The following is a 13956-nucleotide window of genomic DNA, read 5'->3' on the forward strand; positions in this document are numbered from 1 at the left end:
GAGAATCAAAGCCCCTCCAGCTCTGCCATCAGGTCATTGAGGCGATCCACCTTTTCCTCGGTGATGTCACTCGCCGCCAACCCGTCGATGTATTCGGCCAATTGCGCCACCGTGCTGCACTCGAACATCGCCCGCAGCGGCACATCACGTTGCAAGGTTTTCTGCACCCGCGACGCAATCTGCGTCGCCAGCAACGAATGCCCACCCAGCTCGAAGAAATTGTCCTGAACACCGACCTGCTCGACCTTCAGCACCTCAGCCCAGATACCCGCCAGCGTGTGCTCCAGCTCAGTGCGCGGCGCCTGGTAATCCTGCCTCTGCAACTGCCCGATCTCCAGCGCCGGCAGCGCCTTGCGGTCGAGTTTGCCGTTGGCATTGAGCGGCATCCGCTCCAGCCACAGCCAGTGCAGCGGCACCATGTACTCCGGCAGTTCGGCGCGCAGGCGTTGCTTGATGAGCTCCAGGCGTTCGGTCGGGTTCAACGCCGAGTCAGCCGCCACTAAATAACCGACCAGATGCTTGCCGTTCACGCCTTCCTGCACACCGACCGCCGCATCGCGCACTTGCGGTTGCTCATGCAGACGCGCTTCGATTTCACCCAGTTCGATGCGGTAACCACGAATCTTCACTTGATGGTCGATACGCCCGACGTATTCCAGCACCCCGTCACTGCGACGACGGGCCAGGTCGCCGGTGCGATACAGACGATCCCCCGGCGCGCCAAACGGGTTGGGTACAAACACCTGAGCCGTACGCAACGGATCGCTGACATAACCGCGCCCTACGCCAGTGCCGGCGACGCACAACTCGCCCACCGCACCCAACGGCACCAGTTCCAGCGCGCCATCGAGCAGGTACAAACAGTTGTTGTCGGTCGGCGTACCGATCGGCAGATAACTGCCACGGGTCGAGGCCATGTCCACGCGGAAGAACGCCACGTCGTCCGAGCATTCCGCCGGGCCATAAGCATTCACCAACCCGATCTCCGGGTAGCGCAACAGCCACTGATGCGCCAGTTCCGGCGGCATTGCTTCACCGGTCGGCAACATCCAGCGCAGGCCGTCGAGGCTCATGCGTTCCTGGGCGAGCATGCCTTGAATCAGCGACGGCACGCTTTCCAGCACCGTGATGCCCTGGGCCGACACGTGCGCCAGCAACCCTTGCGGATCGTGGGCGATGGTGTTCGGCACGATGTCCACCCGCGCCCCGAACAGCGGCGCGGCGAGGAACTGCCAGACCGAGATGTCGAAGCTTTGCGAAGCGGTCTGGGCGATCACGTCGGCATCGCTCAAATTCAGGTACGGCACCTTGCTCAACTGGTTGTTGAGCATGCCGCGTTGCTCGACCATCACGCCTTTGGGCAAACCGGTGGAACCCGAGGTGTAGATCACATAGGCGAGGTTGTCCGGGCCGCTGTAAACACCTGGATTCGCTACCGATGCATCGCTCGCCTGCACCGCTTCCCACACCAGCAATTTCGGCCGGTTGGCGCAACTGAACTCATCCAGCAATGCGACCGCCTGTTCACGACAGGCCTCAGTGCAGACCAGCAACGGCGTGCGGCTCAGGTCGATGATCCGGCTCAGACGCTGACTCGGCAGCCCCGGGTCCAGCGGCAGATAACCGGCGCCCGCCTTGAAGCTGCCGATGATCATGCCGAGCAGATCGAGGTTACGTTCAGCCAGCAACGCCACCGGTTGATCCAGCCCGACACCGGCCGCGATCAATGCATGACCGAGGCGGTTACTACGTTGGTTCAGCTCAACATAACTGTGTTGCTGATCCAGGCAACTGGCGGTAATCCGCTGCGGATGCTGGGCGACTTGCGCTTCGAACAAGGCGACGTAGCTCTGCTCCAGCGGGTAATCATGCTCACTCTGGTTGCAGCGGTGGATCAGGAAATCCTGTTCCTCGGTGCCTAGCAACGGCAAGTCAGCCATGTCGCCATGGAAGCCTTCGACCAGCGCCAACAACAAACGTTTGAATTCACCGAGCATGCGCTCGACGGTCGCTTCGTCGAAATAACGCTGGTCGTAAGACAGGTGCAGCCCCAGGTCATCGCCCGGATAGCAGACCGCCGTCAGCGGGAAGTTGGTGTGGGTGCGGCCCGAATCCGACGTGGCATTGAGGCTTTGCGCACGGTCCAGCACCGAGACTTCTACCGGGGCATTTTCGAACACGAACAGGCTGTCGAACAGCGGCTGGCCCTTGGGCAGTTCACTGTTTTCCTGAATGCTCACCAGCGGCAGGTATTCGTACTCACGCAGTTGCATGTTGCTGTCGAGCAAACCGCTCAACCATTGGCGCACGCTGCAACGCTGATCGTCTTCCGGCATCTTCACCCGCAGCGCAATGCTGTTGATGAACAGCCCGACGGTGCGCTGCATCTGCGGCATGTCCACCGGACGCCCGGCCACCGTGACGCCGAACAGCACGTCGCGATCACCGCTCAAACGTCGCAGCACCAAGGCCCACGCCGCTTGGGCGAAGGTGTTGATGGTCAGCTGATGGGCCTGCGCCAGCTCGCGCAGTTGCGCACCGTCGCGAGCATCAAGCCTTGTGTAGCGGTCGCCGACGATCATGCCGCCGCTTTCACCGGCATGTTCGCGCAGGAATGGCCGGTCGCTCGGGATCGGCGTGGTCCGCTCGAAACCTTGCAGGTTGGTTTTCCACCACTGCCGCGCTTCGGCCAGGCTTTGGCGTTGCAGCCAGCCGATGTAATCACGATAACGCGACACAAGCCCAAGCTGTGCGTCGCGGCCTTCGCCGAGGGCGGTGTAGATCTCGAAGAAATCGTTCATCAGCAGCGAGCGGCACCAGGCATCGATGAGGATGTGGTGGTTGCTCATCATGAACCAGTAACGCGCCGCGCCGACCTTGATCAAGCGCAGGTGGAACGGTGCCTGATTGAGCAGATCGAACCCGGCTTCGCGCTCGCTTTTGAGCAGTGCTTGCAGTTTCGGCTCCTGCTCGGCTTCGGCGATCGCGGTCCAGTCAAGAATCTCGATCGGCGTGCTGCCGGGTTTGTGGATCACCTGCAGCATGTCTTCGCCGACGTTCCAGCAGAACGAGGCGCGCAGGGCTTCGTGACGGGCGATCACCGCTTGCCAGGCCTGGGCGAAACGCTGCGCATCGAGCTCGCTGTTGATCCGGTAACGGTCCTGCATGTAATAGAGACCGGTGCCCGGTTCCAGCAAGGTGTGCAGCAGCATGCCTTCCTGCATCGGGGTCAGCGGGTAGACGTCTTCGATGGCGGCCGCCGGAATCGGCAGTGCATCCAGTTGTGGTTGAGTCAGTCTGGCCAGCGGGAAGTCCGACGGCGTCAGACCGCCGGCATCGTCCTGCAGGCAATGCTCGATCAGGCTTTGCAGTTCGCTCAGGTAAGCATTCGCCAGGTCTGTGATGTTTTCAGGATCGTGGCGTTCGGCGCTGAAGGTCCAGCGCATCACCAGTTCACTGCCATACACCTGACTGTCGACGCTCAGCTCATTAGGCAGTGGCGCATGCGGGTCGTGTGCCGCGCCGACCGGCTCGTCCAGCGGACGGAACAACGCGTCCGCGCCGAAGCTCTGGTCGAACTGACCGAGGTAGTTGAAGGTGATCGGCGCCACCGGCAACGCGGCCAGGGTCTGGCGACTCTGATTATCGGCCAGGTAACGCAGCACGCCATAACCCAAGCCTTTGTGCGGCACGGCGTGCAGTTGTTCCTTGATCGCCTTGATCGAAGCGCCCTGCCCGTCCGCCGGCACCAGGCGTAATGGATAGGCGCTGGTGAACCAGCCGACGGTGCGGGTCAGGTCGATCTCGTCGAACAGGGTTTCGCGGCCATGGCCTTCCAGTTGAATGAGCGCCGATTCCTGTCCGCTCCAGTGGCACAGCACCCGGGCCAACGCGGTCAGCAGCAGGTCGTTGACCTGGGTGCGATAGGCACTCGGCGCCTGTTGCAACAACTGGCGAGTCCGCTCGGCATCGAGGCGCACGCTGACGGTTTGTGCATGCCGGTTCTGCCGACCGCCGTCGGGACGATCACACGGCAACTCGGCGTTCGGCCCGGCCAGTTGCGCCTGCCACCAGCTCAGTTCTTCACGCAGGGATTCGCTGCCGGCATAGGCCTGCAAGCGCGCGGACCAATCCTTGAACGCACTGGTTTTCGCCGGCAGTTTGACCGACTGCCCGGCGTCCAGTTGACGGTAGACGGTTTGCAGATCGTCCAGCAGCACCCGCCACGAAACGCCGTCTACCACCAAGTGGTGAATGGCGATGAATAGCCGTTGTTCGCTCTCAGGACCATCGACCAGCAGCACGCGCATCAGCGGCCCCTGTTCGAGGTCGAGACTGCGCTGGGCATCGGCGAACAGTGCGGTGCATTTGTCCATGGACGACACCCGCACTTGCCACAGCACCGGCACGTCGGCAATCGCCTGATGCTCGGCGCGCCATTGCGCCTCGGTTTGGCTGAAGCGCAGACGCAAGGCGTCGTGCTGTTCGATCACCGCCAGCAGCGCTTGCTCCAGGCGATGGGGTTCCAGCGCGACGGTTGGTTCCAGCAGCAACGCCTGGTTCCAGTGCTGACGCTGGGGAATGTCGGTATCGAAGAACCAGTGCTGAATCGGCGTCAGACGCGATTCGCCAGTGAGCAAGCCTTGCTCGGCAGTGACCTGCTCGGTGCGGGTCGCCACGGCGGCCAGGGTCTGCACGGTCTGGTGCTGGAACAGGTCACGCGGGCTGAAATGAATGCCCTGCTGCCGCGCACGGCTGACCACCTGGATCGACAGAATCGAATCGCCACCCAGTTCGAAGAAGTTGTCGTTGAGGCCCACTTGCTCGACGTTCAGCACTTCGCACCAGATGCCGGCCAAGGTTTGCTCCAGCTCATTGCTCGGCGCCACGTAGTGCTGACGATTCAGTTCAGGGTCCGGCGCGGGCAAGGCGCGGCGGTCGAGTTTGCCGTTGGCGGTCAACGGCATGCTGGCCAGCAGGATCAGGTGCGTTGGCACCATGTAATCCGGCAACTGGGATTTGAGGTGAAGCTTCAAGGCTTCGCGCAATACCGCTTGTGGCGCTTCGTCCTGCTCGGCAACGTCGGTCACCAGATAGCCGACCAGTTGTTTACCGCTCGGAGCGTCGAGCGCCAGGACCACGGCTTCGCGGATCGATTCATGCTCCAGCAGACGGGTTTCAATCTCGCCCAACTCGATGCGGAAGCCACGAATCTTCACTTGATGGTCGATGCGTCCGAGGTATTCCACCAAGCCATCGGCACGCTGGCGCACCAGATCACCGGTGCGGTACAGACGCCCGCCATCGGCAGTGAACGGATCTGCGACGAATCGCTCGGCAGTCATGCCCGGACGTTGGTGATAACCCTGCGCAAGGCCGGCACCGCCGACGTACAACTCGCCGGTCGCGCCCTGCGGCACCAGGGTTAGATCGGCATCAAGGATGTACGCCACGCGAGCACCAATCACGCTGCCGATCGGTACGCTGCCCAAGCCTTCTTCAAGCTGTTCGGGTGCCAGACTCGCCAATGGCATGACCACGGTTTCGGTCGGACCATAGGCGTTGAAAAACAGGCTCGGTTTGAACGCCGCACGGATTCGCGCCAAGTGTTCGCCGGTCAGGGCTTCGCCGCCGGTGATGCACATGCGCACCGGCAGGGTTTCGCCCTGGGTCGCCAGCCACTGCGCCAATTGGCTGCCGTAGCTTGGAGTGAAGCCGAGGATGTTGATGTGGTGACGTCGGATCAGTCCGCAGATTTCTTCCGCATCCCATTGGCCTTGGGCGCGCAGGACAACTTGCGCGCCACTCAACAGCGGCACCAGCAAACGCTCGGTCGCAGCGTCGAAGTTGATCGAATAGAAATGCAGCTCACAGTCGTCCGGGCGCATACCGAAGCGCTCAATGACCGCTTGGCAATGCATGGCGATTTCACCGTGGGACACCACCACGCCTTTCGGCTTGCCGGTCGAGCCCGAGGTGTAAATCAGGTACGCCTGATGCTGCGGCAGGCTGATAAACGGCAGTTCGGTGGCCGGGTAATGGGCCAATGCGGCGGCGTCCTCTTCAAGGCACCAGCGGGCGACGGTAGCCGGCAGTTCGCCGAGTGCTTTGAACATGGCCGCATCGCTGAGCAGCAAACCGATGCCGCTGTCTTCGATCATGTAGTGCAGACGATCGAGCGGGTATTCCGGGTCCAGCGGCACATAGGCGCCGCCGGCCTTGAGGATCGCCAGCAAGCCGACGACCATTTCCAGCGAACGCTCGAGCGCCAGGCCGACGCGAACCTGCGGGCCGACACCGCGCTCGCGGAGCATCCAGGCCAGGCGATTGGCGCGGCTGTCGAGTTCGGCGTAGCTCAGGGTTTCACCCGCAAATGTCAGCGCTGGAGCATCCTTGCGCACCAGCGCCTGCTCGCTGAACAGGCGATGGATGCACTGGTCGAGGCGATGCTCGCCCGGTTCGACGCCAAGGCTGTCCAACAGCTTTTGCTGTTCGCCGGCTTCGAGCAACGGCAGTTCGCTGAGGCGCTGTTGCGGATCGGTCAGCAACGCTTCGAGCAGATTGCGCCAGTGCCCGGCCATGCGCGCAATGCGCGGTTCATCGAACAAATCGGTACTGTAAGTCAGGCAGCAACCCAGTCGATGATCGAGGTCGGTGACTTCCAGGTTGAGGTCGAACTTGGTCGCCCGCGCGTCGTTGGCCAGGTACTCGACGGTCATGCCGGCCAGGGTGCGGCTCTGCTGGAATTCCCAGCGCTGCACGTTGCACATCACCTGGAACAACGGGTTGTAGGCGGCGCTGCGCGGAGGCTGCAAGGCTTCGACCAAGTGATCGAACGGCAGGTCCTGATGGGACTGGCCTTCGATCACGGTGTGGCGCACCTGCTCGAACAATTCGCGGACGGACATCTGCCCGTCAAGCTGGCAACGCAAGACCTGGGTGTTGAGGAACGCACCGATCAAGCCTTCGCTTTCCGGGCGAATCCGGTTGGCCACCGGCGCGCCGATGCGCAGGTCGGTCTGGCCGCTGTAGCGGTAAAGCAGCACGGCCAGTGCGGCGGTCATGGTCATGAACAGGGTCAGACCGTTTTGCGCGTTGAAGGCGCGGACCCGGGCGGCGAGGTCATCGCTCAGGTCGAAGCGGAACAATTCACCCTGATGGCTTTGCACCGGCGGACGCGGACGGTCGGCGGGCAATTCCAGCAGTGGATGTTCGCGCCCCAGTTGCGCGGTCCAGTAGTCGAGCTGGCGTTGACGTTCGCCGGACTCCAGCCATTGACGCTGCCAGACGCTGTAATCCAGGTACTGCACCGGCAGCGGTGCCAGCGGCGATTCGCGGTCATCGACGAACGCTTCGTACAGCGCGCTCAGTTCACGGGCAAAAATGTCCATCGCCCAGCCTTCGGTGACGATGTGGTGCAGAGTCAGGACAAAGTAGTGCTCCTGCTCGGTGGTTTTGACGAGGCAGGCGCGCAGCAGCGGACCGGTTTCCAGATCGAACGGCAGGTGTGCTTCATCGTCGGCCAGTTGCTGCACGCGCTGCTCGCGGATGTCGGCAGCCAGTGTCGAAAAATCCTTCCAGTCCATGCGCACGCCCGTCTCGGCATGCACCTGCTGACGGGCCACGCCGTCGATGCTCGGGAACGTGGTGCGCAGGGTTTCGTGACGCATGATCAGCGCTTGCAACGCCGCTTCGAAACGCCCGACATCGAGCACACCGCGCAGTCGCGCCATGCCGCCAACGTTGTAGGCCGGGCTGTCCGGCTCCATCTGCCAGAGGAACCACATGCGCTGCTGGGAATAGGACAGCGGCACCGGTAGGCGGCGGTCGACTTTCTCGATCGGCGGCTGCTGGTTGGTTTTACCGCTGGCCTGGATCTTTTGCACCTGATCGGCGAAGGCACCCAGCTCACTGTTTTCGAACAGCGCCCGCAGCGGCAACTCGACGTCGCAGGCCTGACGGGTACGGGAAATGATTTGCGTGGCCAGCAACGAATGGCCGCCGAGGGCGAAGAAATCGTCGCGCAGGCCGATCTGTGCGAGGCCCAACACTTCGCGCCAGATGCCGGCGATTTGTTGCTCCAGCGCCGTGGCCGGCTCGACGTGTTCGCGCACTTGCCATTGCGGTTCGGGCAAGGCACGACGGTCGAGTTTGCCGCTCGGGCTCAGGGGTATTTCGTCCAGACGCATCAGCTGCGCCGGGACCATGTAGTCCGGCAGTTCAGCCGCCAGTGCGGTTTTCAGGCGCGCCGTTTGCGCGTCTTCAGTTTCGCGGGTTTCGGCTGCGGTGTAGTAACCGATCAACTGGCCACCGGCGGCGGTCTCGCGCACCAGCACCACGGCTTGAGCGACGCCATCCTGGGCCAGCAAACGGGCTTCGATTTCTTCGGGCTCGACACGGAAGCCACGCAGTTTGACCTGCTGATCGAGACGACCAAGGTATTCGATCACGCCATCGGCGGTCCAGCGTGCGCGGTCGCCGGTGCGGTACAGACGCGCGCCCTGCTCGCCCAGTGGATCGACGACAAAACGCTCGGCGGTCAGCCCCGGACGGCCCAGATAGCCACGGGCCAGGCCGATGCCGCTGATGCACAATTCGCCCGGCACACCGGCCGGCACCGGATTGAGGTCGCTGTCGAGGACGCGGCACAGCACGTTGCCTAACGGACGGCCAATCGGCGAGCGCTCGCCATCGGCGCTAGTGCAGTGCCAATGGGTGACGTTGATTGCGGTCTCGGTCGGGCCGTAGCGGTTGTGCAGTTGCACGGCGGGCAGTTGTTCCAGCACACGGTTGCGCAGTTCGGCGGGCAAGGCTTCGCCACCGGAGAACACACGGCGCAGGCTGGTGCATTCGGCGGTCAGCGGCTCATCGATGAACAACGAAAGCAGCGGCGGCACGAAGTGCAGCGTGGTCACGCCGTATTGCTGGACCAGCTGCGCGATGCGATGCGGATCGCGGTGCTCGCCGGGGCCGGCGATCAGCAAGCGTGCCCCGGTGATCAGCGGCCAGAAGCACTCCCACACCGACACGTCGAAACTGATCGGGGCTTTTTGCATCAACACGTCGGTGTCGTTCAAACCGTAGGTGTTCTGCATCCATTGCAGGCGCTCGGCGAGCGCCGCGTGGGTGTTTCCGACGCCCTTCGGCTGACCGGTCGAACCCGAGGTGTAAATCACGTAGGCGAGGTTGTCGCCGTGCAGGTGCAGGCCCGGCGCCTGGCTTGGCCAGTTCTCCAGATGCAGGGCGTCCATGGCGATCACACTGACGCCGTCAGTGGCCGGCAAACGTTCGAGCAATTGGGTTTGGGTCAGCAGCAACTCGACGCCGCTGTCGCTGAGCATGTAGGCGAGACGTTCGGCCGGGTAATCCGGGTCCAGCGGCACGTAGGCGCCGCCGGCCTTGATGATCGCCAGCAGGCCGATCAGCAATTGCGGCGAACGCTCGGCAGCGATGGCCACGCAGACGTCCGGGCCGACGCCTTTGTCGCGTAGGTAATGGGCCAGGCGATTGGCTTGGGTGTGCAGCTCGGCGAAATCGAGGCTGCCGCCGTCCCACATCAACGCGGTGCGTTCCGGGGTCAGGCGTGCTTGTTCATTGAGCAATTCCGGCAACCATTGGCTGGCCGGTGTGCACGGTGCGGCGCTCCAGGCAGTTTGTTGGTCGTGCTCGTTTGCGCTCAGCAGCGGCAGGTCGCCGATGGCGGCGGACGGTTGCTCGCAAATGGCCCGCAGCAGGTGGCTGAAATGCTCGGCCAGACGCTCGATGGTCGTCGTATCGAACAGCTCGCTGGCGTAGTCGAAGGACAGGCTCAGGCGCCCCTTCTGGTCTTCTTCGCTGTGCAGTTGCAGGTCGAACTTGGCTTCGCGGCTGTGCCATGGCAGTTCTTCGGCGAGCACTCCAGGCAGGCGACGCAACGCGCTCAAATCCCGTTGCTGGTGGTTGAACATCACCTGGAACAGCCCTTGTTCGCGCGCTTGCGGGAAGGCTTCGAGCAGTTGTTCGAACGGCAGGTCCTGGTGCGCTTGTGCGCCCAGCGCGGCCTGACGGGTTTGCGCCAACAGCTCCACGAATGGCAGCCGCGAATCCACTTCGGCACGCAGCACTTGGGTATTGATGAAGAAACCAATCAGCCCTTGGGTTTCCAGGCGCGGACGGTTAGCGTTCGGCACGCCGATGCGGATGTCGCGCTGGCCGCTGTAGCGGTGCAACAGGCTCTGGAACGCGGCGAGCAACAGCATGAACGGTGTCGATTCATGCGCCTGGGCAGTCTGGCGAATGGCATCGCTCAAGGTCGCAGCCAGCTTTACGGAATGGCGGGCGGCGCTGTGAACGTGCTGCGCCGAACGCGGATGATCGGTGGCCAAGGTCAGGGTCGGATGCTCGTCACCCAACTGTGCTTTCCAATAGGCCAGTTGACGCTCGCCCTCTCCTTGCGCCAGCCATTGACGCTGCCAGCTGCCGTAGTCGGCGTATTGGGTCGGCAATGCCGGCAGTGTCGCGGTCTGTCCTTGGGACGCGGCGGCATACAGGCGCGAGAACTCGTCGATCAGCACGTTCAGCGACCAGCCATCAGCGATGATGTGGTGCATCGTCACCAGCAGTTGATAGTCCTCATCATCGAGGCGAACCAGTGTCACCCACAGCAGCGGGCCTTTCTCCAGATCGAACTGGGTGCGGGCTTCGTCCTCACGGATTTGCAGCGCGCGGGCTTCACGCTCGGCGGCGGGCAAGTCGCTGATGTCGATCAATTGCAGGTTGAAGTTGTCGGCCGTATCGACCTGTTGCAGCGCCACGCCGTCACGTTCGAAGAACCGTGTGCGCAGGGATTCATGACGCTCGATCAATTGCTGGAAACTGGCGCGCAAGGCGTCTTCGTCCAGTTCGCCGCGCAGGCGCAAGGCAGCGGGAATGTTGTAGGCGCTGCTCTGTGGATCGAGTTGCCAGGTGATCCAGAGGCGGTTTTGCGCCAGGGATTGCGGCATCGGATCGTTGCGCGACAGCGAGGTGATCGCGCCTTGGGCCAGGCCGCCGTCCTGTTGCAATTGAGCGACAGCGGCGGTGAACGCACCGAGGGTTGGCGCTTCGAAGAGCAGGCGCAGGTTCAGCTCCAGACCGAGTGATTCACGCAGCCGCGCAACCACCTGCGTCGCGGCGATAGAGTTGCCACCGAGCAGGAAAAAGTGGTCGTCAGCGTTGATCGGCTTGACCTGTAATTGTTCGCACCAGATCTGGCCGATCAGGGCTTGCAGTTCGGAACCCGGCTCGGTTCTAGATTCGCTCTGAACGTCTGTCGACGGGAACCGCGCATAGCTGTCGAGGCTGCAGTCCGCCAGACGATTGCGGCAGGCCGAACGTTGCAGCTTGCCGCTGGAGGTCTTGGGCAATGCGCCCGGATTGAGCAGCACCACCACGCTCGGAGCTTCCTGATACGCCTCGGCCACGGCTTGGCGAATCGCTTTGATCAATGCGTCAGGCGGGAGGATTTTCTGCACGCTGCGGCTGATTTCCGCAGCAATGCCGATGCCTTCCTGACCGTCGATTTTGACGGCGAAAGCGGCGACGCGACCTTTGCGCACCACTTCCACTTCGCGTTCGACGGTCTGCTCGATGTCTTGCGGGTAAAGGTTGTGGCCGCGAACGATCAGCACGTCCTTAAGGCGTCCGGTGATGAACAACTCACCGTCACGCATGAAGCCCAGGTCACCGGTGCGCAGCCAGGTCCGGTCGTTGTGTTGGACGAAAGTCTTGGCGCTGGCCTCGGGGTTGCGCCAGTAGCCGTGGGCGATGCTCGGCCCGGCGGCCCAGACTTCGCCGATTGCGTTGTCGGCCAGTTCATTGAGCGCGACCGGGTCGACAATCAGCACTGCATGATCCGGCTGACTGATGCCGCAACTCATGATCGCGCTGCCTTCGCCCGCCTCTGCACGGTTTTGGGCCAAGGCTTGATCGTCCACACGCAGGTTGCCGATGCCCTGACCGCGTGGGGTTCCGGCAACGAACAAAGTGGCTTCGGCCAACCCGTAAGACGCCATGAAGCTGTCGGTGGTGAAACCACACGCCGCGAACTTCTCGCCGAAGCGATCGAGGGTGTCGAGACGAATCGGTTCGGAGCCGGAATACGCCACGCGCCAGCCGCTCAGGTCAAGGCGCTCCAGCGCCGATTCACTGACGCGTTCGCTGCACAAGCGATAGGCGAAATCCGGCCCGCCGCTGATGGTGCCGCCGTACTCGCTGATCGCTTCCAGCCAGCGCAATGGCCGACCGAGGAAATAGGCCGGCGACATCAATACGCACGGCACGCCGCTGAAAATCGGCTGCAACAGACCACCGATCAGGCCCATGTCGTGGTACAGCGGCAGCCAGCTGACGATCACATCATCCGGGTTCAGGTCGATACCGAAACCATGACGGATCAGCATTTCATTGGCCACCAGGTTACCGTGGCTGACTTGCACCCCTTTGGGCAACGCGGTGGAACCGGAGGTGTATTGCAGGAAGGCGATGTGGTCGTCGGCCAGGTTCGGTTCGCTCCAGCGTTCGGCCAAGGTGCCGTCAAGGGTGTCGACGCACAGCAACGGCGGCGCGCCTTCAATGTGTAGCAAGGCGTCGCGCAGGCCGGCACTGGTCAGCAACAGACGCGGCTCGGCATCGCTGATGATCGACAGCAGACGTTCCTGGTGATGACGTTTTGCCGACTCCGGCGGATAAGCCGGCACCGCAATCACCCCCGCGTACAGGCAACCAAAAAACGCCGCGACGTAATCCGGGCCACTCGGGAACAGCAGCACGGCGCGATCGCCGAATTCAGCCTCGGCCTGCAACGCACCGGCAATGGTTCGCGCCCGCTGATCCAGCTCGCGATAACTGAGGACCAACGCCTGATCCGGGGTGTCGGCGAGAAAACGCAAGGCGACCCGATCCGGCGTCAGGGCCGCGCGGCGCTGGAGGGCTTGGACCAGATTGCTTGGGAGTTCGAACGCGTCGGTCATGAGGTTTCCTGCCTGAATTCGGCTTGCAAATGGAATCGGTTTTCTTACGTCACACCCACTAAAGGGCATGCAGGACGCGGTCTTCGCCGACTGCGCAAGGCATTGGGAATGCGGTTTTGGCCGGGATTTACCCGGCACCTTTCACCAATGAGAACGGATGGCGCCTTGAAATAATTAGTCGCCAGGCTTGATCGCCAACGGGGCTGGCCTGCGACAGCGTGTCGCAGTTCTCACTCTGCACCTTTGAGGAGCATTAGTTATCTTTCTCAATTGACAATCATTATCATTCAGCATAATTTGTCGCTCGATGTGTAGGACGCCCCCCCCTCGGCCTCCCACCCAACCTATTGGCAGCAAGGTGATTTCCATGACGGAACAAGTATCCACAAGCAGGTGCGATTCACCGCTACTTCAGGCCTTCGTCGACAACCGACTGATTCTGGTGAAAATTGCAGCGCGGATTACCGGCTGCCGGTCGCGTGCTGAAGACGTGGTTCAGGATGCGTTTTTCCGGCTGCAATCGGCGCCGCAAATCACGTCGTCCTTCAAGGCTCAGCTCAGTTATCTGTTCCAGATCGTGCGCAACCTGGCGATCGACCACTATCGCAAGCAGGCGCTGGAGCAGAAGTATTCCGGGCCGGAAGAGGAAGGTCTGAACGTGGTGATTCAGGGCGCTTCGCCGGAAACCTCGCACATCAATTTCTCGACCCTGGAAAACATTGCCGATGCGCTGACGGAGCTGCCGAGCCGCACCCGCTACGCCTTCGAGATGTACCGTCTGCACGGCGTGCCGCAAAAAGACATCGCCAAGGAACTCGGTGTCTCGCCGACCCTGGTGAATTTCATGATTCGCGATGCGCTGGTGCACTGCCGCAAGGTGTCGGGCAATCGTGTGGATACCTTTGCCCGTCGCTAAATCTGAAATTTGCATCGCCCCCAATCGCGAGCAGGCTCGCTTGTATGTTTA

At 62.4% G+C, this 13956-nt stretch carries 2 protein-coding genes; one reads left to right on the forward strand and one right to left on the reverse strand.

Annotated elements, in window-relative coordinates:
• Nucleotides 1-5 precede the first annotated feature (5 nt).
• The gene (locus ACA060_RS19950; RefSeq protein WP_497312730.1) at nucleotides 6-12989 is read right to left on the reverse strand and encodes a non-ribosomal peptide synthetase; all 12984 of its coding nucleotides are present in this window, start codon (nucleotides 12987-12989) and stop codon (nucleotides 6-8) included.
• Nucleotides 12990-13356: 367 nt separating this feature from the next.
• Between ACA060_RS19950 and ACA060_RS19955 the strand changes: the two genes are divergently transcribed.
• Nucleotides 13357-13905, forward strand: coding sequence for an RNA polymerase factor sigma-70 (locus ACA060_RS19955; RefSeq protein ID WP_010461205.1), 549 nt, complete (start codon nucleotides 13357-13359; stop codon nucleotides 13903-13905).
• The last annotated feature ends 51 nt before the right edge of the window (nucleotides 13906-13956 follow it).

The organism is Pseudomonas sp. LBUM1671 (genome assembly GCF_059695685.1).

Bases quoted from the DNA above. Each gene is read 5' to 3' on its own strand.
- ACA060_RS19950 (WP_497312730.1), bottom strand. From the start codon at position 12,989: ATGACCGACGCGTTCGAACTCCCAAGCAATCTGGTCCAAGCCCTCCAG.
- ACA060_RS19955 (WP_010461205.1), top strand. From the start codon at position 13,357: ATGACGGAACAAGTATCCACAAGCAGGTGCGATTCACCGCTACTTCAG.